Below are 20,186 nucleotides of genomic sequence, written 5' to 3' on the forward strand. Positions count from 1 at the left end.
GGACTAGCTAAGAAGTCCCGGGGTGCGGAGTCAAGTGCGCGGGCGGGGCGTGGCGCCGCTCGCACGGAGCCGCAGGCTCCGCCCTCAGGGGCGGCCACCAGGGGCGTTCCCCTCCTTGACCTGCGCCGGGCGGCTGCCTTAGCGTGTGGGCGTTCATGAATATGGACGCAGATCATAATTGTGCACGCCTGAACCCGCTCAGGGAGCGCCAGTGACCTCAGCCCCTCTTGCCGCCCGACTCGGCCGTGTCGCCGGGCCGCTCTTCTTCCCCGTCACCGCGTACGGACCGGACGGCGCCGTCGACCTCGATGCCTTCCGCGCGCATGTGCGCGCCGGGGTCGACGCCGGGGCGGCGGCGGTCTTCGCCTGCTGCGGCACCGGTGAGTTCCACGCGCTCACGCCCCAGGAGTTCCGCCGCGTCGTCGCCGCGGCCGTCGAGGAGACCGCCGGAGAGGTGCCCGTCGTCGCGGGGGCCGGGTACGGCACGGCGCTCGCGATCCAGTACGCGGAGCTCGCCGGGGAAGCGGGCGCGGACGGGCTCCTCGCCATGCCCCCGTATCTCGTCGTCGCCGACCAGGAGGGGCTGCTGGGCCACTACACCGCGCTCGCCGCGGCCACCTCGCTGGAGACGATCGTCTACCAGCGCGACAACGCAGTCTTCACCCCTGCCACCGTCGTCGCACTGGCCGCGACGCCCGGCATCATCGGCCTGAAGGACGGCTACGGCGACCTCGACCTGATGCAGCGCATCGTCAGCGCCGTGCGCACCGAACTGCCGGGCAGCGACTTCCTGTACTTCAACGGACTGCCCACCGCCGAACTCACCGGCCCGGCCTACCGGGGCATCGGCGTCGCTCTCTACTCCTCCGCCGTCTTCGCCTTCGCGCCCGACATCGCGCTGGCCTTCTACCGTGCGCTGGAGACCGGCGACGAGGAACTGACGGGCGCGCTCCTCGACCACTTCTACCGGCCGCTCGTCGAGCTGCGCGCCAAGGGCCGCGGCTACGCCGTCTCGCTCGTCAAGGCCGGGGTCCGGCTGGGCGGCCTGGACGTCGGCGAGGTCCGCACCCCGCTCACCGAGCCGCCCGCCGCCCACGTCGAGGAGCTCGCCGCGATCATCGCGCGCGGCCGGGCCCTGCTGGAGAAGTACGGGCAGGAGCGGCGCGGGTGAAGACCTCGGCCTTCCTCTACCCCTGGGACGTGATCGGCGACCCGGACGCGGCCGCCCGCGTCGCGGACCTGGGGGTCCAGCAGGTGACGCTCGCCGCCGCCTACCACTCCACCCGGGCGCTGACCCCGCGCCACCCCGGACACCGCATCGTCACCGCCGAGCACGCCGCGGTGCTCTACCCGCCGGACGCCACCCGGTGGGCGGGGCGCCCGCTCCGCCCCTACGAACAGTCCTGGGTGGCCTCGGACGATCCGTTCGCCGAGGCCGCCGAGGCCCTCGCCGCCGCCGGTCTGGAGGTCCACACCTGGGTGGTCCTGGCGCACAACTCCCGGCTGGGCGCCGAACATCCGGACACCTCCGTGGTCAACGCGTACGGCGACCGCTACCCCTGGGCGCCGTGCATCGCCGGGGCCGGGGTCCGCGAGTACCTGACCGCCCTGGCGGCGGAGGCCGCGGTGCGCGGCGGTGCGCGCGGCACCGAGCTGGAGTCCTGCGGCTGGTACGGCTTCGCGCATCTGTACGCCCACGACAAGATCGCGGGCGTCGGTCTCGGGGACGCGGCGCAGTATCTGATGTCGCTCTGCTTCTGCCCCGACTGCCGGACCGGCTACGCCGGACACGGCCTGGACCCCGACGCCCTGGCCGCGGCCGTACGCGGTGCGCTGGAACCGGCCTGGGCCGGTGCCGGCTCCCCGGAGACCGGGCGGGCGGGCATCGAGAAGCTCCTCGGCGCCGACCTCGCCGCCGCCACCCTCCAGTGGCGCGGCAAGGTCGCCCGTACGCTCCAGGAATCGGCGGTCGCCGCCGTGCGGGCGGCGGCGGAGCCGGGGTTCCAGGTGCTGCTGCACGCCGACCCCGAGCCCCACCGCACCGGTGCGAACGTCGGTGTCGACCCGGAGCACATCCTCTCCGTGGCGGACGGTGTGGTGCTGCCCTGCACCGGCGACGACGCGGCGCGCGAGGCCGTGTTCGGCCCGTTCGCCGGCCGTGACGGGGTGCTCGCGGCCAACTTCTCCGTGGTCACGGGGATGGGCGGCAGCCCCGCCACGCTGGAGCGGGACGCCGCGCACGCCGCGTCGCTCGGCGCCGGCCAGCTGCGGCTGTACCATGCTGGACTGGCCTCGGTCCCCGACCTTCGCGCCGTCGCCGGAGCGCTCTCACGCCTCGGCCGGTGAATGAGCCGGGCCGGTGGGGGAGTCCGTCAGCCTTCCCCGCCGGCCCTTCACCAGCAGGGCCGCGGTGGCGAGTGCCGCCGCGCCGACCAGTGGCAGCAGCACCCGGATGTCCACCAGCGCGATCAGACCCGCGCCGAGCGCCAGGGCCACCGCGTTCGGCACCATCAGCAGCGTGTTGGCCGTCGCGGCGGTGCGGCCCAGCACGGACGGCGGGGTCTCCCGCTGCACCGCCGTCATCGCGGCGATCAGCACACACGGCAGCCCGACCCCGACGGCCGCGCTCGCCGCCAGCGCCACCGCGTCGTACGGCAGCGCCCGCGCCCCCACGGCGACCGCGAACAGCGCGATCCCGGCCGCCGTGAACACCCGCTCCGGCAGCCGCCGGAGCAGCGGACCGGCCAGCAGCCCGACCGCGACGGACCCGGCGCCCTGCACCGCGTACAGCACTCCCGCGTACGTGGGGGAGTGCCCCAGGGAGTCGTCCACGACGGCGTAGAGCGCGGCCCCGTTGAGCCCCGCGCACAGCATCGTCACCGATCCCGCCAGCACCAGCGGCCGCAGCACCGGCGAACCCCACACCTGCCGTACGCCCGCGGTGAGTTCTCCCCGCCGACCGGTCCGGGCCGCCGCCCGCTCCGGGGCCGGCAGCAGCGCGCAGACCCCGGCCGCCAGCACGAACGACGCCGCGTCCAGCAACGCCACGGCCCCGCCCCCGAACCGCGCGTACAGCCCGGCACCCGCCAGCGGCGCCAGCAGTTTCATGCCCTCGCCCGCCATCATCCGCAGCCCGTTGAAATCACCCAGCAGCCGGGCGTCGACGGCCCCGGCGACCAGCGCCGACTCGGCCGCGTCCATCAGCACGAAACTCGCTCCGTACATGACGAGCACGGCGAACAGGAGCCAGACCCGGTCGGCCGAGTCCACCGCCGTCAACGAGGCGAGCAGCCCCGCCATGACGAGATTCGACCCGACGAGAAGCTTCTTCCCCGGGAGCCGGTCGGCGACCGTGCCGAGCGCCGGCCCGACCAGCACCGGCAGCCACATGGCGAACACGGCGAGCGCCGCCAGACTGTCCGACCCGGTCAGCGACTTGACCCAGACCCCGGCCGCGAGCCACATCGCGGAGGTCCCGAAACCCGAGACGACGACCGCCGCCAGGAACAGCCCCGCCGTACGGTCCCGCAGCACCCGCACCGTCGCCGACCCCGTCACCGTACCCACCGCACCCTCCCGACCAGCGCCTTCGTCATGGGACAAGGCTGCTGACCGAGGGGGCCCGGCGGCATCGGGAGGATGCCCTATCGCGGTTCCGGCGAGGGAGGCAGTCCCCCGTCGGCCTAGGGCAGATGCCGGACGGCCGGGCGGACGGCTCCCGCCCGTCCGTCAGCCCGCCAGCGCCGCCTTCATCATCTTCTGGGCGATCGGCGCCGCCAGGCCGTTGCCGCTGACCTCGGAGCGCGCCGCGCCCGAGTCCTCGACGACCACGGCGACCGCGACCTCCTTGCCGGTGGACGCGTCCTTCGCGTACGAGGTGAACCAGGCGTACGGGCTCTTGCTGTTGCCCACGCCGTTCTGCGCGGTGCCGGTCTTCCCGCCCACCTCGACCCCGGCGATTTGGGCGTTGGTGCCGGTGCCCTCCTCGACGACGGTCACCATGGCGCTGCGCAGCTGCTCGGCGGTGGACTCGGAGACGACCCGCTCGGTGTCCCCGTCCGCGAACTCCTGGAGCGGGTTGTTCTTGGAGTCGGTCACGGCGGACACCATGTGCGGTGCGGCGAGTTCGCCGTCGTTGGCGAGGGTGGCCGAGACCATGGCCATCTGCAACGGCGTCGCGGTGACCTCGAACTGACCGATGCCGGTGAGCGCCGTCTGCGGGCGGTCCATGCCGGTCGGGTAGACGCTTTCCGACGCCCGTACCGGCACATCGAGCTTGTCGGTGTTGAAGCCGAACTTCTCCGCCATCGCCCTGACCTTGTCCTGGCCGAGGTCGACGGCGGCCTTCGCGAAGACGTTGTTGCAGGAGTACTGGAGCGCGGTGCGCAGCGTGGCGTTCTCGCAGGGCGCCGAGGGATTCTCGTTGCTCAGGACGGTGCTGGTGTCGGGCAGCGTGTACGGATTGGGGCTTTCGGTGCGCTCGTCGACCGATCCGTACAGCCCGTCCTCCAGCGCCGCGGCCGCCACCACCAGCTTGAACGTCGAACCGGGCGCCAGCGGCTGCCGCAGCGCACGGTTGACCATCGGCTTGTCCTCGTCGTCGAGCAGCTTCTGCCAGGCCTCGCCGTCCGCCGTCCCGCTGATTGTCGACGGGTCGTACGAGGGGGTGGAGACCATGCCCAGGATGCGGCCGGTCTTCGGGTCGATCGCGACTGCCGCCCCCTTGTCGTCACCGAGCGCCTCGTACGCGGCCTTCTGCACGTCCGGGTCGATCGTCGTCAGGACGTTGCCCGGTGCCGCCTGCTTGCGCGTCAACGCGTCCAGCGGGTCCTTCAGCCGGTCGTCGGTGCCGTCCAGCACATGGCTGTAGATCCCTTCGAGCTGCGTGGCGCCGTACGCCTGCGAGCTGTAGCCGGTGACGGCCGAGTAGAGCTCGCCCTGTGTGTAGGTGCGTTTGTACGCGAGGTCACCGCCCTCCGTCCTCTTCGATCCGGTGACCGGGTTCCCGGCCACGATGATGTCGCCGAGCGGCTGCGCGTACTGCGCGATGGTTTTCCGCCGGTTGTGGTCGTTTTCCGCGAGCGCCTTCGCCTGGTACGCCTGCAGCCAGGTCGCCCGCCCCATCAGGGCGAGAACCAGCAGCAGGCAGAAGACCGAGGTTCGCCTGATTGCTCTGTTCATCCCGCCCGGACGACGAGCGGGACGCCGCGCACCGTTCCCGAATGCGTCGATTCTCACCGGTTTCTCATACCCGACCGGCGTGCCCCGGTACGGCGGCGGACCGCCGTCCGGTCATCCGGACAGGGTGAACAGCAGCTCGTCGGTCTCCTCGCCGCGGGCGTGGGCGTACCCGTGGTCCGTGCCGGTGACGGTGAACCCGCACTTCTCCAGCACCCGGCGCGAACCGGTGTTGTCGGCCGCCGCACGTGCGTGCAGCGGGCGTTCGGGCACGACGTCGAGCAGCGCCGACAGCGCGGCGGTGGCCAGCCCGCGGCCCCACAGCGCCCGGTCGATCCAGTAGGTGACCTGGCGGTCGCCCGCAGGTCCGTACACCCCGGTGCTGCCGACCACCGCCCCGTCCGCGAGCACCGTGCGGATCACGACGGAGCCGTCGGCCAGGAGGCGCTGCCAGTGGGCGTCGAAGGCACACCGGTCGGCGGGGTCCTCGCTGGTGAAGCCGGCCGTCCTGACCGATTCCGGGTCGGACATGAACGCGAAGAACAGGGGAAGGTCGTCCGCCCGGACCTCGCGAAGGGCGATGCGCACGGTCAGAGCCTCCGGGTGGCGAGCGTGAGGCGGTCCCGGGCGTCGAACAGCGCGTCCTTCACCATCTGTTCGTGCGCGGGCGTGAGCCGGGCGACCGGCACCGAGCAGCTGATGGCGTCGCGGGCGGGGGTGCGGTACGGGACGGCGACGCCGAAGCAGCGCAGTCCGAGGGTGTTCTCCTCGCGGTCCACCGCGTAGCCCTGCTCGCGGACGGTGTGCAGCTCCTCGATGAGCTTCTCGCGGTCGGTGATGGTGTGCTCGGTCAGCGCGGGCAGCGTCTCGGGGAGCAGCTTGCGGACCTGCTCGTCGCTGTGGGTGGCGAGCAGCGCCTTGCCCAGCGAGGTGGAGTGGGCGGGCAGCCGGCGGCCGACGCGGGTGAAGGGGCGCAGATAGTGCTGGGACTGCCGGGTGGCGAGGTACACCACGTTCGTCCCGTCGAGCCGGGCCAGGTGGATGGTCTCCGTGGTGTCGTCGGAGAGCCGGTCCAGGGTGGGCCGGGCGGCCGCGACGACCTCGTCGCCGTCGATGTACGAGGTGCCCACCAGCAGGGCCCGCACGCCGATCCCGTACCGCGTGCCCGTCGCGTCGGTCTCCACCCAGCCCAGCTCCACCAGCGTGCGCAGCAGCATGTACAGGCTGGACTTGGGATAGCCGACGGCCTCCTGCACCGCGGCGAGCGAATGCATGCCCGGCCGCCCCGCGAAGTATTCGAGCAGCTCCACCGTCCGTACGGCGGACTTGACCTGTGCCCCACCAGATTCGGCAACCGACATCGCCCTACGCCCTTTCCAGCCCACTTGCGAAACCCTGAGACTTCTTGCACCCGACGACTGCTTGAACCGGACGACTTCCGGAACCCGGTGGCTTCTTGCCAACATTGAACGCCCGGAAATAGAGTCGCTGCATATTCACGATCAGGAACTCTGTTCAGAATACCGAACAACTTCTGACATGTGCGGCAGTGGAGTGGAAGGAATCACGGTGGCAGCAGCACCAGTCTGGAGCGTCGACCCCCGCACCGGGAACCCGCGCGAGCAGGTTGCGGTGGAGGCTACAGCGGAGGAGGTCGACCGTGCGGTCCGGGCCGCCCACGCGGTACGTGAATCGCTCGCCGACCGCACCGTGCGCGCCGCCTTCCTGCGCATCGCGGCCGATCTGCTCACCGAGGCCGGGGAGCACGTCATCGAGGCGGCCGACGCCGAGACCGCGCTGGGGCCGGCCCGGCTGAGCGGTGAACTCGCCCGCACCGCCGCCCAGTTGCGGGCCTTCGCGGAGGTCGTCGACGAGGGTGCCTTCCTCGACATCCACATCGACCACGCGGACGCCGACCGGACCCCGCCCTGGCCCGATCTGCGCCGCTACAAGATCCCGCTCGGCGTCGTCGCCGTCTACGCGGCCAGCAACTTCCCGCTCGCCTTCTCCGTCCCCGGCGGTGACACCGCGAGCGCGCTGGCGGCCGGCTGCCCCGTCGTCGTCAAGGCGCACCCCGACCACCCCGCCACCTCCGAACTGTGCGCCTCCGTACTGCGCAGGGCGGCGGTCAAGGCCGGCCTGCCCGAGGACGTGCTGACCCTGGTGCACGGCTTCGACGCCGGCGTCGGGCTGATCGGGCACCCGCTGGTCTCCGCCGCCGGGTTCACCGGTTCGGTACGCGGCGGCCGCGCCCTGTTCGACGCCGCGGCGGCCCGCCCCCGCCCCATCCCCTTCCACGGCGAGCTGGGCTCCCTCAACCCCGTCGTCGTCACCGGGGCGGCCGCCGCCGAGCGCCCCGAGGAGATCGGTGCCGGGCTCGGCGCCTCGATGACCATGGGGGCGGGCCAGTTCTGCACCAAGCCCGGCTTCGTCCTGGTCCCGGCCGGCGAGGCGGGCGACCGGCTGCTGGAGTCCCTGACCGCCGCGGTCAGCGACACCGAGGCCGCGGTCCTGCTCGACCACCGGATGCGTGACGCCTTCCTCGCGGGCGTACGGAAGCGGGCCGGACTCCCCGGCGTCCAGGCCCCGGTCACCCCCGGCGCGGGCGGCGACCACACCGTCTCGGCCGGTTTCCTCACCGTACCGGCGCACCTCCTCGCCGCCGAGGGCCCGCACGACGAACTCCTGGAGGAGTGCTTCGGCCCCGTCACCGTCGTCGCCCGCTACACCTCCCACGACGAGATCACCGCCGTGCTCTCCCGGCTCCCCGGCAACCTCACCGCCACCCTCCACACCGCCACGGACGGCGCCGACGCCGACGCCCCCGCACTCCTCGCGGCCCTCACCCCGCTGGCCGGCCGGGTCCTCGTCAACGGCTGGCCGACCGGCGTCGCCGTCGCCCCCGCCCAGCACCACGGCGGCCCCTACCCGTCCTCCACCTCCACCTCCACCTCGGTCGGCGCCACCGCGATCGAACGCTGGCTGCGCCCGGTCACCTACCAGACCACTCCCGAGGCACTGCTCCCGCCGGAGCTCCGCGAGGACAACCCCCAGGGCCTTCCCCGCCGAGTGGACGGGCGCCGCGCATGACCCCGCACCTCCCCGAACTCCCCTTCGGGCTCGACGAGTTCGGCCCCGGCGGCGACTGGGTGTACGAGAACGGCACTCTCACCGGCCGCGCCGGCGCCCGCCAGGACCGCTTCGTACCGCCGGGCGGCGAAGCCCTGGACTCCGCGAGCGACGCCCCCCGCCTCCTCGGCCCCGCGCCCAGGGGCGACTTCCAGCTGATCGCCCGGGTGCGGGTCGGCTTCGAAGCCGCCTTCGACGCCGGGGTGCTCTACCTCCACGTCGGGGAGAGGGAGTGGGCCAAGATCTGCCTGGAACTCTCCCCGGACCGCCCCACCGTCTGCACGGTCGTCACCCGCGGCCACTCCGACGACGTCAACTCCTTCACCGTGGACGGCGACAGCTGCTGGCTGCGCCTGAGCCGCACGGGCAACGCGTTCGCCTTCCACGCCTCCACCGACGGCGAGAAGTGGACCTTCGTCCGCGTCTTCGCCCTCGGCGAGCCGGAACGCGCGGCCGACGCCACGGTCGGCTTCCTGGTCCAGTCACCGACGGGCGAGGGCTGCGAGGCGTCCTTCGACCGGATCGCGTTCCGCACGACGGGTCCGGACGACCTGCGGGACGGAAGCTGATGACCGTCCGGACGGGGGAGACCTTCAAGGCCGGCCGTGCGGTGTCCGACATCGAGGCGCTGCTCGCCGGGCCCGTACCCGCCACGGGCCCGACGGTCGACGAGGGGGAGCCGGACACCGGGGAGTGGTCCGCGACCGCCGGCGAGGGCTTCCGCATCGTGCCGCTCTGGGAGAGCGGTGACCTCGTGGGCGTGTACGAACGCGAGTGGGAGGAGGCCGAGGAGGCCGCATCAGGCCATCTCGCCGATCTCGTGGGCGAGTTGGACCGCCGATGGGGCGCGCACCGTGCGGTGGGCATGCGGGTGCCGATCTTCCGTGACCTCGCGGGTGAGCCCCTGCCGCCGCTGTACCGGGCCCTGTGCGACGCGGACTGTCGCGGGGATCTGCGGGTGTGGGGGCCGGTGGACGGCCGCTGGGTCGCGGTCTCCCTCAACCAGTGCGACGGCGACGCGCCGATGATCCTGGTCGCCGTGGTCGCCGACCGGCCGATCGTCGAGCTCGACGACGGGGAGTGACAACGGGGAGAGCCGCAGGCCGGGCGGCCGACACGCAGCTGTGTCGGCCGCCGCTGCTCAACGGGCCGGCAAGGGCGAGCCGGGATGCCCTTCGGCCCCACGGCCCATCCGGAACAGTCCGACTCCACGTCCCCTGCGCCATGGACAGCGCGTACCCGGCTCATAAGGGATCAGTTGCCGCCTCCGCACGGATCAGTTGCCGCCCCCGCCGCCATCGCTGTTGTTCTTCCGGCCGCCCACCACTGCGGAGATGATCCATGCCGCCAGCGCGACGAGGAAGAACACGACAATGATTGTCGGGAGTGCTGAACCCACAACTCGGTCCCCCTATGGGATTTGTGACCGTTCCTGCCCGAAGTGCGTGGTGGCTGACGCGAGTTGAAGGCATCGAGAGCTTCCTCGCAGCCTCCACGCCCGGGCAGGGCCGACAGGTCCTTTCAAGGCCGACCGGATCCTACGCGGCTGCGACGACCCCCCACCAGTGGCGGCGCCACCACACCTGGCGCGGCGAACGTGACGCTCGACGCGACGGGCCGTTGCGGGCCGATTCCCCGGCCGGGGAATGAGGAAGTCCGCTCCCGTGTTGTGGACGGGAGCGGAGGGTGGCTCCGCGCCCTGAGCGGTACGTACGAGGACACGGAGAGAAGAAGAGAATGCGCGTCGAGATCTGGAGCGACATCGCCTGCCCCTGGTGCTACATCGGGAAGGCCCGCTTCGAGAAGGGCCTGGCGGGGTTCGCCCACCGCGACCAGGTCGAGGTCGTGCACCGGTCCTTCGAGCTGGACCCCGGGCGCGCCAAGGGCGACACCGCGCAGGTCATCGACATGCTGGCGCAGAAGTACGGGCGCACCCGCGAAGAGGCTCAGGCCATGGAGGCGAACGTCGCGGCCAACGCGCAGGCCGAGGGGCTCGGCTATCTCGCCGAGGGCCGTGACCACGGCAACACCTTCGACATCCACCGGCTGCTCCACCTGGCCAAGGCCCGCGGCCGCCAGGACGAGCTGCTGAACCTCGCCTACCGGGCGAACTTCGCCGAGGAGCGGTCCGTCTACGACGCCGGTGTACTGGTCGAGCTGGCCGTCGAGGCCGGGCTCGACGCCGACGAGGCGCGCGCCGTGCTCGCCGACCCGGAGGCGTACGCGGCCGAGGTGCGGGCCGACGAGCGGGAGGCGTCCGAGCTGGGCGCCAACGCGGTGCCGTTCTTCGTGCTCGACCGGCGTTACGGCATCTCCGGCGGCCAGCCCGCCGAGGTCTTCGCCCAGGCGCTGGAGCAGGCGTGGAAGGACCGCCCGCTCACCGCGATCGGCCAGGACGCCGCGGCGTGCGACGCGGACGGCGCCTGCGAGGTCCCGCAGGCCGGTGGCAGCGCCTGAGGCCCGTCCCCGGCGGCACGCATGAGCATTGCTCGGGTGTTCCCCTCAACTCTTCGTGATTGACCAGGAGGTGAGGGGGCCGCAGGCTGGGCGCATGGAGACTACTTCGCTCAGCCGTGCGGTGAACGCCGAGTTCGCACCGAGTACGACCTACCTCAACACCTCCACCTGCGGGCTGCTGCCCCGGCGGACCGTGGCGGCGGTGCGGACGCTCGCCGAGGCGGTCGGCTCCGGCAGCCGGGCCGATTCCGGCGACTTCGAAGCGGTGGAAGCGGCCCGGTCCGGCTTCGCCCGGCTCTGCGGGGTCGACGCCGACCGGGTCGCCGTCGGCAGCTCGGTCTCCGTGCACGTCGGGCTGATCGCCGCAGCGCTGCCGCCGGGGGCCGAAGTCCTGGCGCCGGAGGGCGAGTTCAGCTCCGTCGTCAGCCCCTTCGCGGTCCGCGGCGACCTCAGCATGCGCTACGCCCCGCTGGACCGGCTGGCCGACGCGGTGGGGCCGGACACCGCGCTCGTCGCCCTCTCCTCCGTGCAGTCGTCCAACGGCCGGATCGCCGACCTGAAGGCGGTACGGGCGGCGGCCGGCACCCATGGTGCCCGGACGCTGCTCGACGCCACCCAGTCGGCCGGCTGGCTGCCGCTGGACGCCGGGGACTACGACTACACCGTCACCGGCGGCTTCAAGTTCCTGCTCTGCCCGCGCGGCGCGTCGTTCCTCACCGTCACCGAGGAGGCGCAGCGGACCCTGCCGCCGGTCTTCGCCGGCATGTACGCCGCCGAGGACCCCTGGAACAGCACGTACGGCCCGGTCGGGCAGCTCTCCCGGACCGCGCGCCGCTACGACGAACCGCCCGCCTTCCTTTCGTACCACGGTGCCGAGCAGTCCCTCGCGCTGCTGAACGAGGTCGGTGTGGAGGCCGTCCACGCCCATGCCACCGGGCTCGCGGCCCGTATGCGGGCGGGGCTGGCCGGGCTGGGGCACGAGGCGGTGCCGGGGGAGTCGGCGATCGTGGCCGTGCCCGGCCTCGGCGCGCGGGAGCCGGAGCTCGCGCGGGCCGGGGTGGTGGTCTCGAACCGGGCGGGGAGCCTGCGTGCGGCCTTCCACCTGTACAACACGGAGGCCGATGTGGACCGGGCCCTGGACGTGCTCGCCGGCTGACGCCGCCCGCCGGGGATCAGCCGGGCCCGGGGCAGTCCCCGGCCTCCCCGCACTCCCCGGCTTCCCGGCAGAGGTTCGCCTCGACCTTGGCGAGCAGCCGGGTCAGCTCCTCGCGTTCGGCGGGTTCGAGACCGGCGAGGGTGTGGTCCTCCAGCTCCACCCAGGCCCGCTGGACGTCGGAGTGCAGTGCGCAGCTCTCGTCGGTGGCCTCGACCAGGACGGCCCGGCGGTCGTCCGGGTCGGGGCGGCGGCACACGTGGCCGCTCTGTTCGAGCCGCTGGAGCATCTTGGTGACGGTGGACGGATCGAGGTCGACGGCCTTGATCAGCTCGGCCTGACGCACCGCACCGGCGTCCCACAGGCACATCATCAGGAACTCCTGGCCCGGGTAGAGCCCGAGCCCCTTGAGCAGCCTGCCCGCGGCGGTCCGGTGCAGCCGGGCGACCCGGGAGAGGGCGTGGCTGACGGGGCCGCCGAGGGCCGCGCTCGGCGGGCCGGGACAGGCGGGGTCTGCGGGTCCGGCTGATCCGGCCTTCATGGGAGCTCCTCGGGCGTCGCCCCGGCCCGGATCCGATGCCGGGTTCCAGCGGCTTTCCGCACACTTTACATTGGTCGGCCAAGTAATGGGTTACAGTGGCACCCGCACAGATAATTGGCCGACCACATAAATACCTCGGGAGCCCCGATGACCTCCGCGTTCGACCCCATCGACCTGTCCGGCACCCGGCTCGCCAACCGCATCGCGATGGCTCCGATGACCCGCAGCCGGGCCGGTGAGGGCGGCACCGCCACGGATCTCGTCGCCCAGTACTACACCCAGCGCGCATCGGCGGGGCTCATCATCACGGAGGGCGTCCAGCCGTCGGTGGTGGGCCAGGGCTACCCCTCCACCCCGGGACTGCACAGCGCGGAACAGGTCACGTCCTGGCGCAAGGTCACCGACGCGGTGCACGCGGCGGGCGGCCGGATCTTCGCCCAGCTGATGCACGCGGGCCGGATCGGTCACCCGGACGTGCTGCCGGACGGGCTGACCCCGGTCAGCGCGTCAGCGGTCAGGCCCGCCGGCCAGCTCTTCACCGGCACGGGCATGAAGGACTTCACCACCCCGCGCGAACTGACCGGCGACGAGGTCCGCCAGACCATCGCCGACTTCGCGACGGCCGCCCGCAACGCGGTCGACGCCGGCTTCGACGGGGTCGAGCTGCACGGCGCCAACGGCTACCTCATCCACCAGTTCCTCGCCCCCAACACCAACCTGCGCGACGACGAGTGGGGCGGCTCGGAGGAGGCCCGCATCCGGTTCGCCGTCGAGGCGGTCAAGGCCGTCGCCGCCGAGATCGGTGCGGAGCGGACCGGACTGCGGATCTCGCCCAAGAACCCTTACAACGACATCGACGAGCCCGCGCCGGAAGCCCTCTACACCGCGCTGGTACGGGAGATCGAGCCGCTCGGCCTCGCCTATCTGCACGTCCTGGAGGCGGTGGAGATCCGCGAGCTGACCCTCGCGCTGCGCAAGCAGTTCTCCGGCACGTTCGTCCTCAACGCGCTGACGGACGGCCCTACCGGCCCGGACGACCACTCGCTGGTCGACGACGGGACCGCCGACCTCATCGCGTACGGCGCCCTGTTCATAGCCAACCCGGACCTGCCCGCCCGGCTGAAGGCCGGCGGCCCCTTCAACACCCCGGACCCGTCGACCTTCTTCGGCGGCGACGCGAAGGGCTACGTCGACTACCCGGCGCTGGACGAGGTCCAGGCCCAGGCCGTTTCGTTTCGATCATGAGCGTCGCCGGTCACCCAGCCCCGGAGATCACCTCGCCTGATGCGGACTGCAGGGGAATGCGAATCGATCAAGACACGTGGGCGACCTGGAGCCGGCTTCTGGATCGTTACCGGTTAAAGGAACCAGGACTCTTCCATCCGGAACGTGGAGCTGCTGGTGTGGCGGACGCGGAAGACGGACATCCGGAGGTCCACGCGGCCCCACGGGTCGCACGGTCCGAGCGCAAGCCGGCCCAGGGCCCGCCAGTCGACTTCATCGGACTCCCCGTCCAGGTCGATCGCTTCCTCGGCGAGGGTCCCAGAGCTGAGGCCGAGGGCGCGTACTACGGCCTGAGGGTCGCCGGTGACTTCCAACGGTTCCACGCCGGACCAGCCTTCGGCGTGCAGCATCAAGCCGCCGGGAAGCCGGATGATGTCTTCGGTGTGGTCTCCTCCGCAGTGAACACTGGCTGATCCGACGATCCTGGCGTCCGGGTAGCGCTCGCGGAGAGTGTTGGATGCCCCGAGCAGCGGCGAATCGCCGATGCTGTCGGCCAGGGCCGGGTCGGTTATGGAGATGACGTTGCCCCAGCAGCCCACCTTGATGATGTCCAGGTCCGCCCGCGTCTCCGGAGCCGGCGAGTCGCATGCGGAGCCGGGGGGCAGCTCTTCGAGGATCTCGTCGACGGTGTCGAAGTTTTCGGCGAAGTGGCGGGCTTCTTCCGGGTCGTGGGGAGAAAAGTTCACCGTGCCTGCGGGGAAGGGGGGAAGGAGGAGGGTGAGGGTGTAGTCATCGCCATATCCCCGAACTTCTCGGTCGGGTGGGCAGGCCCAAAAAGTGGTGTCGGTCATAAGGGGCACCGTAGCGACGGGCAGTGACAGTCCGGGCTGACGGCGTACTGACGGGTGTGAACCAAGGATCCAAACGGAACGGGTCGCCCGAGCCCGGACCGGGCCGCGCTGGGGTACGTACCTCTACGCCGCGCACCGCACGCTTGCCGCACAGGAATCTGCCGGCCGGGCGCCCGAAGGGGTCCTTCGGGCCGCAACGGATACAATCAAGTCGCCCAAGGAACCGTGTAGTTCATGAAGAGGGGACGGCACTGAAGGGCCGGACGTCGCACACCTCGGATCGGGGGCGCGGGCGCGGAGTCCGGGTGCCCCTGCCGATCCTCTCCGAAGGGAGCGACATGGAACTGGCGGGCTGGGTGACTGTAGGGACAGCTGCGGTCGTTGGGGTTTTCACTGTTGTGGGACACCTCTTCGACCAGGTCCCCGCGCTATCCCAAAAGATGATCACAGCGATTCGGTCTGTTCGCGCAGTGCGCGACGAGGTGAAGGCCAGTCGGAAGTGATCCGAGCCCCGCGAGGATTCCCCGACTCCCCGTGGGGCTCACTCACTCGGAGGGCACTCTGCGCATCGTCCGGAGCGGCGACAGGAAATTGGGGACAGCGCTCAGCGTCATACCGGCTGCACCGATCCACAAGGTGTTTGTTGCCCCGAACGCGGAACCCGAGGCTCCACCCAGGAGCCCACCGACAGGAATGCCACCCCAGGACACGAATCGGGTTGTCGCGCTCATCCGGCCGAGAAGTCGGTCCGGTGTCAGGGCCTGTTGGAAGCTCGATTGAGCCACAACACGAATGACCCCGCCCAGCGAAAGAGCCGCAAGCCCGATCGCAGCCGCATACACGCTCCAGCCCGGTCGCGCCAACGGCATGAGGACGGTCAACGGACAGGTGACCAGCGCTGCGAGCCAGATGACCGGACCCGGTCCGATCCACTTCGAGATCGTGGTTGCCATCAGCGCTCCGAGCAGGGCACCACAACCCATCCCGGACAGAACGAGGCCGATACCGAAGGGCTGGAGACCCATCTCCCGTTCCAAGAAGATCAGCAGCATGGTCTGATACATGACCAGGAACAGGTTGAATATCGCATCTCCCAGCATGATTGCGCGCAGGGCGGGGTGGTCGAGGACGAACCCGAGCCCCTCCTTGATCTCCCGCCGCAGTTGGGGATTCTTGCTCGGCTCCGGCTTTGGTTCGCGTCTGCGGATAGTGATCGCGAGCAGCCCCGACACTGCCATCCCGGCCGAACTGACCAAGAGGGTTGAGGGGGCTCCGACCAGGCCGATCAGCGGTCCTGCCGCCGCCGGTCCGCTGATACTGGTCACCGAGCGTATTGCCGAAAGTTTCGAGTTTCCTTCCACGAGATTGCTGCGGCCCACCAAGTGCGGGAGATAGCTGACGTACGCGACATCGAAGAAGACCGTCAGCACTCCATGAAGCAAGGAGACCGTGCAGAGCCACCAGATGGTGAGAAGGCCGGCCCACCACGCGGCGGGTATCGTCATCAGGACCAGCGCGCGCACGAGATCAGTGCTGATCATCACCGATCGCTTCCGCATGCGGTCCACCCACGCGCCCGCCGGCAGCCCGACCAGGAGCGATCCCGCGGTGGTCATCGCGGTCAGTAACCCGACCTGGAACTCGTCAGCATTCAGTGCCATGACGGCAACCAGGGGCAAGGCCAGGAAGATGATGCGGTCGCCCAGCTGCCCGAGCGCGGTGGCAGCGAACAAACGCCCGAAATCCCGGTCTCGCAGGAGTCCGAGCCTGGAGGTTTTCGACATTCGTGTCCCCTGCTGTCAGAAGTGAAATCCGTTCCACCGGCTTCAACGGCTACGGACGGTCGACTCCGAACTCGTAGACCACTTCCCGACGCACGTCAGGAATGACCATGTCGGCGGTCTCCACCGGGCGTCCGCCGGTGTCGTAGACGGTGCGCTCGATCTGGAGCACGAGGTCCCCCACTCCGATCCCCAGCAGGTTCGCCTGTACCCGGGTGGCACGAGCCGGGCGCGGAACCTCCACCACGGTCGAGATGGCCACGCCGATGGACCGCATGCGCTCGACCAGCCCCCTTCCGGCCAGGGGACCCATCTCGGGCAGCACGATCGGAGTTCCGTCCGTGATGGCCATCGGCTCCCAGGATTCGGAGAGCTGGACGGGTTGCCCGTCGGCGAGGAACTCGTAATGCGTGTTGACGCAGAGGTCTCCAGGCGTGATGCCGAGCCGCACGGCGACTTCTTCAGGGGCAGGGACGCGCACCTCGCTGTGTGAATCCCAGGAGTCGGCGTCGCCCCGTTGCCTCGCTCCGGCGTTGGGGGAGCAGCCGAACCCGCGGTCCCGGTGGAGCGAGCGGACCAGCCGCAGGCGCTCGCGCGGGGTGCGGACGTAGGTGCCCGAGCCGGCACGTCCTTCGAGGAGACCGTCGTTGATCAAACGGTCCATGGCCCTCTGCATGACGTTGCGCCCTACCCCGTACTCCTCGGAGAGCCGTGCCCGGGACGGCAGCCGCTCGCCGATCCGCCACTCCCCTGCGAGAATCCGTGCGCGCAGGACGTCGGCCACTGCGAGGTACGGAGCTTCTCGGGGCATGCACGATCCTCCAGTCGTTCTGCTGTGCGGCAGTTGGCCGTTCCCAGTGGGAGTTGGCAAGCTACTGCACCCGGAGAAAGCTGCTGGAGTAGAAATACGCTCAGCGCTCGGCAAGCAGACCGACTCGACCTGCAGTCCGGACGACCGGGCGCCCTGGGACGCCCCCACGAGGTCGGATCGGCCTATTCCTTGTCGCCGAAGAGCCTCCGCACGTCCTCCTGCAGGCTCATGAGGTCGGACAACTGCCAGAGGCCCTCGCCCGGCCGGGGGTCCTCACCGTGCGGCGGGTGGGGCTGCTGTGCCTCGACGGCCAGCACCTGGTGGGCCGGGTCGGGCAGGTGGGTCAGGCCGACGACACCGAAGCGGGCACGACCCCGCTCGGCGGCCGCGGCGCGGCCCGACAGGTCCGCCCAGGTGGGCGGCCGGGTGAAGGTTCCGGCGTAGAACTCGATCACGGGGAACTCGCTGGTGCCGGACAGCTCGCGCACGAAGGCGGCGTGGAAACGCCCGGAGAGCTCGAAGGAGATCACGTCACCGGTCCGCAGGAACGTCAGCGCCCGAGGGGTGCGTGGGCGGCGTGTCAGCGGGACCGGTGGTGACTCCAGGAGCTTCTTGATCTCGGGGGAACGTCGTTCGAAGGCGTCGGAGAGCACGACGTGCCGGTTGAGCTCGTCCACCGCCCGCAGGGCGCCGGCCGTGGTGCCGGGGTCCTGGAATCCGTACCTGTGCAGCAGCGTGGCGAGCGCGACCCGCGCGATGTCCTTCGCCGCCGGACCGACGTCCTCGGCATCGAGCAGGCAGCGCCACCTCAGTAGCACCGGAGCGATCACATCCTGCTCGATCTCGGCGCGCGTCCGGCCCGGGTAGGTCATCTGATGCCTCACCCAGCGGGCGAGATCCTCGTCCATCGCCCGGACGAGCCCCCGGTCGGCCAGCTTGTCCAGGATCTGCTGATGCCCCATGCCATCGATCTTCGCAGCAGCCCGGGCCCCGGACGCCCGCCGGGCCCCGCTCCGCGCTACTCCTGGCCGGACTCGTCCAGCGGTGCGCTGCGCCACTTCCACGAGGTGACGCGGGGGCGGCCGGGCAGTTCGCCGCGGCCGGTGGCCCAGAGCAGTACGGCCCAGCGGTCGGCGTCCTTCGGGGCGTCCGGGAACAGCCGGGCCAGCACCCGGTCGCAGAGGCCGGCGGGCGGGGTCCAGCCGGCCCCCAGGCTCGTGGCGATGTCGTGCGTGTGGACCAGGGTCTCCACGATGCCCATCGCGGCGAAGCCCTCCGGGTCGGACACCCCGTAGGAGTGGTACGAGCGGATCCCGGGCGGAGTCGTCCGCACCATCGAGGCGAGCAGCGCGCCGCAGGCCTCCAGGGTCAGGAGCAGCCCGGCGGTTCCGGCCGACCGGTCCGCGAAGACCGCGTTCATCGGACCGCCCTCGCGGTCGGCGCTCCAGCGGTACGGGACGTACGCGTCCACCGACGGCCGCTGCGGGCCCAGTTGGGCCGCGTAGCTGAAGAGGTCGTCGCCCAGATGCTCGGCGGTCTCCCAGCAGGTCCACTCCAGCGACCCCGCCGGGGAGTGCCACTTGTCCACCGGGGACTCCCGGAGCGCGTCGATCGCGAGCCGTACCGCGGTGGTCACGTCGTCCGCCGTGACCGGCAGCCGGGTCCCGGTCAGGGCCGCCCGTTCCGCCGCACCGCACTCGACGCAGAACTCGTTGCCCTCGGGGTCGCCGAGCGTCGCCCAGCCCCGCCCGTTCGGTTTGCGGTGGTCGGCGACGAGAGTGGCGCCCAGGCCGAGCAGTCGCTCGACCTCCTCGTCGCGGGTCCGGTCCTGCGGCTGAATGTCGAGGTGGACGCGGTTCTTGCCGTTCCTGGGCTCCGGCACCCGGATGAAGAGCAGCGCGGTACCGGGAGCCTCGACGAGCACCTCGGGGTCACCGGGGGCGTCCTGGTCGGAGACCGGGGCGTCGAGCACCTCGGACCAGAAGCGGGCGAGTCCGTAGGGGTCGGAGCAGTCGATGGTGATGTGACGTACGAGTGAGGTCATGGGGCCCACCCTCGCCGCCGACCGCCGTGCCGGTCCAGCGATTTCGGTGCGGGAAGGGGGAGGGGGAGGGGGAGGGGGAGGAGCGGGGGATGCCGCTCCTCCCCCTCCCGGCGGGTCACCTCATCGCACCGGGGTGAAGTCCCTCGCCCCGATGAACTCCGGGCGCCGCCCCGGTGCCGCGAACGGCTCCTCGGCGGCGTTCTCCACGCTGTTGAAGACGATGAAGACATTGCTGCGCGGGTACGGGGTGATGTTGTCGCCCGAGCCGTGCATGCAGTTGCAGTCGAACCAGGTCGCCGAACCCGCCCGGCCGGTGAAGAGCTTGATGCCGTGCCGGTCGGCCAGCTTCGTCAGGGCCTCGTCGGACGGGGTTCCGGCGTCCTGCATCTTCAGGGACTCCTTGTAGTTGTCCCTGGGCGTCTCGCCCGCGCAGCCGAGGAACGACTTGTGCGAACCGGGCATGATCATCAGCCCGCCGTTGGTGTCGTGATTCTCCGTCAGCGCGATCGACACGGACACCGCCCGCATGTTCGGCAGTCCGTCCTCGGCGTGCCAGGTCTCGAAGTCCGAGTGCCAGTAGAACCCCGAGGCGCCGAAGCCCGGCTTGACGTTGATCCGGGACTGGTGGACGTACACGTCCGAGCCGAGGATCTGCCGGGCCCGGCCCACCACCCGTTCGTCCTCGACCAGCCGGGCGAAGACCTCGCTGATCCGGTGGACCTCGAAGACCGACCGTACCTTCTGCGACTTCGGCTCGATGATCGAGCGCTCGTCGGCCCGCACCGCCGGATCGGCGATCAGCCGTTCCAGCTCGGAGTGGCAGGCGGCGACCTCGTCGGGGGTGATCAGCTGGTCGACGGTGAGGAAGCCGTCGCGCTCGAAGCCCTGGAGGTCCCGCACCGCCACAGGGCCGGGGGTGCCGGGCGGGGACCAGATCACCGGGTCCTGGCGGGGGGTGGTCATCTCGGCGGTGCCGCGCGTGGGGTAGAGATCGGTGCGTCCGGCGGTGGTCATGGT

19 protein-coding genes are annotated in these 20,186 nt (G+C 71.2%); 8 read left to right on the plus strand and 11 right to left on the minus strand.

Annotated features, from left to right (window positions below; genetic code table 11):
• Positions 1-211: 211 nt before the first annotated feature.
• Both ACFYY7_RS04740 and ACFYY7_RS04745 read left to right on the plus strand, forming a co-directional pair.
• Positions 212-1,171, plus strand: a complete 960-nt coding sequence (locus ACFYY7_RS04740; protein WP_388656952.1) for a 5-dehydro-4-deoxyglucarate dehydratase — start codon at positions 212-214, stop codon at positions 1,169-1,171.
• On the plus strand, positions 1,168-2,346 hold the full coding sequence (locus ACFYY7_RS04745; RefSeq protein WP_388656955.1) for a hypothetical protein: 1,179 nt from the start codon (positions 1,168-1,170) through the stop codon (positions 2,344-2,346). Before ACFYY7_RS04740 ends, ACFYY7_RS04745 begins: the two co-directional genes overlap by 4 nt.
• On the opposite strand, the gene ACFYY7_RS04750 is transcribed toward ACFYY7_RS04745, so the two are convergent.
• From ACFYY7_RS04750 to ACFYY7_RS04765, 4 genes are all read right to left on the minus strand, one after another.
• A complete protein-coding gene (locus tag ACFYY7_RS04750) occupies positions 2,329-3,558 on the minus strand; it encodes an MFS transporter (protein WP_388657127.1) in 1,230 nt (409 codons plus the stop codon). The two genes, ACFYY7_RS04745 and ACFYY7_RS04750, sit on opposite strands and share 18 nt — an antisense overlap.
• A 171-nt stretch (positions 3,559-3,729) precedes the next feature.
• Positions 3,730-5,181 (minus strand): peptidoglycan D,D-transpeptidase FtsI family protein, encoded by a 1,452-nt coding sequence (locus ACFYY7_RS04755; RefSeq protein ID WP_388656958.1) that lies wholly within the window; start codon positions 5,179-5,181, stop codon positions 3,730-3,732.
• A 111-nt stretch (positions 5,182-5,292) separates the two neighbouring features.
• A complete protein-coding gene (locus tag ACFYY7_RS04760) occupies positions 5,293-5,766 on the minus strand; it encodes a GNAT family N-acetyltransferase (RefSeq protein ID WP_388656961.1) in 474 nt (157 codons plus the stop codon).
• 2 nt (positions 5,767-5,768) lie between these two features.
• A complete protein-coding gene (locus ACFYY7_RS04765; RefSeq protein ID WP_266736428.1) occupies positions 5,769-6,539 on the minus strand; it encodes an IclR family transcriptional regulator in 771 nt (256 codons plus the stop codon).
• A gap of 208 nt (positions 6,540-6,747) precedes the next feature.
• Here ACFYY7_RS04765 and ACFYY7_RS04770 point away from each other — a divergent pair, with 208 nt between their 5' ends.
• From ACFYY7_RS04770 to ACFYY7_RS04790, 5 genes are all read left to right on the plus strand, one after another.
• Entirely contained in the window at positions 6,748-8,268 is a 1,521-nt protein-coding gene (locus ACFYY7_RS04770; RefSeq protein ID WP_388656964.1) for an aldehyde dehydrogenase (NADP(+)), read from the plus strand.
• Complete coding sequence (locus ACFYY7_RS04775) at positions 8,265-8,876, plus strand: DUF1349 domain-containing protein (protein ID WP_388656967.1); 612 nt, start codon at positions 8,265-8,267, stop codon at positions 8,874-8,876. Before ACFYY7_RS04770 ends, ACFYY7_RS04775 begins: the two co-directional genes overlap by 4 nt.
• Positions 8,876-9,391 carry a hypothetical protein gene (locus ACFYY7_RS04780; protein WP_388656970.1) on the plus strand — a complete coding sequence of 172 codons (516 nt, stop codon included), beginning with the start codon at positions 8,876-8,878 and terminating at the stop codon, positions 9,389-9,391. The genes ACFYY7_RS04775 and ACFYY7_RS04780 overlap by 1 nt, the downstream gene beginning before the upstream one ends.
• A 653-nt stretch (positions 9,392-10,044) precedes the next feature.
• Positions 10,045-10,764, plus strand: coding sequence for a DsbA family oxidoreductase (locus ACFYY7_RS04785; protein WP_388656972.1), 720 nt, complete (start codon positions 10,045-10,047; stop codon positions 10,762-10,764).
• A 94-nt stretch (positions 10,765-10,858) separates the two neighbouring features.
• A complete protein-coding gene (locus tag ACFYY7_RS04790; protein WP_388656975.1) occupies positions 10,859-11,920 on the plus strand; it encodes an aminotransferase class V-fold PLP-dependent enzyme in 1,062 nt (353 codons plus the stop codon).
• A gap of 16 nt (positions 11,921-11,936) precedes the next feature.
• On the opposite strand, the gene ACFYY7_RS04795 is transcribed toward ACFYY7_RS04790, so the two are convergent.
• Positions 11,937-12,458 carry a MarR family winged helix-turn-helix transcriptional regulator gene (locus ACFYY7_RS04795; protein WP_388656978.1) on the minus strand — a complete coding sequence of 174 codons (522 nt, stop codon included), beginning with the start codon at positions 12,456-12,458 and terminating at the stop codon, positions 11,937-11,939.
• Positions 12,459-12,605: 147 nt separating this feature from the next.
• Between ACFYY7_RS04795 and ACFYY7_RS04800 the strand changes: the two genes are divergently transcribed.
• On the plus strand, positions 12,606-13,703 hold the full coding sequence (locus ACFYY7_RS04800; protein WP_388656980.1) for an alkene reductase: 1,098 nt from the start codon (positions 12,606-12,608) through the stop codon (positions 13,701-13,703).
• 113 nt (positions 13,704-13,816) lie between these two features.
• Here ACFYY7_RS04800 and ACFYY7_RS04805 read toward each other — a convergent pair whose 3' ends face one another.
• The 6 genes from ACFYY7_RS04805 to thpD form a co-directional block, all read right to left on the minus strand.
• Entirely contained in the window at positions 13,817-14,533 is a 717-nt protein-coding gene (locus tag ACFYY7_RS04805; RefSeq protein WP_388656983.1) for a DUF6333 family protein, read from the minus strand.
• A gap of 545 nt (positions 14,534-15,078) precedes the next feature.
• A complete protein-coding gene (locus ACFYY7_RS04810; RefSeq protein ID WP_388656986.1) occupies positions 15,079-16,317 on the minus strand; it encodes an MFS transporter in 1,239 nt (412 codons plus the stop codon).
• 49 nt (positions 16,318-16,366) lie between these two features.
• Positions 16,367-17,125, minus strand: coding sequence for a GntR family transcriptional regulator (locus ACFYY7_RS04815; RefSeq protein WP_388656989.1), 759 nt, complete (start codon positions 17,123-17,125; stop codon positions 16,367-16,369).
• Between the two features lie 182 nt (positions 17,126-17,307).
• Positions 17,308-18,087, minus strand: coding sequence for a hypothetical protein (locus ACFYY7_RS04820; RefSeq protein WP_388656992.1), 780 nt, complete (start codon positions 18,085-18,087; stop codon positions 17,308-17,310).
• A gap of 56 nt (positions 18,088-18,143) precedes the next feature.
• A complete protein-coding gene (locus ACFYY7_RS04825; RefSeq protein ID WP_388656995.1) occupies positions 18,144-19,169 on the minus strand; it encodes a VOC family protein in 1,026 nt (341 codons plus the stop codon).
• A 120-nt stretch (positions 19,170-19,289) separates the two neighbouring features.
• A complete protein-coding gene (gene thpD, locus ACFYY7_RS04830) occupies positions 19,290-20,183 on the minus strand; it encodes an ectoine hydroxylase (protein ID WP_388656998.1) in 894 nt (297 codons plus the stop codon).
• Positions 20,184-20,186 lie beyond the last annotated feature (3 nt).

This window comes from Streptomyces sp. NPDC001933, from assembly GCF_042890955.1.
Taxonomy (GTDB): domain Bacteria; phylum Actinomycetota; class Actinomycetes; order Streptomycetales; family Streptomycetaceae; genus Streptomyces.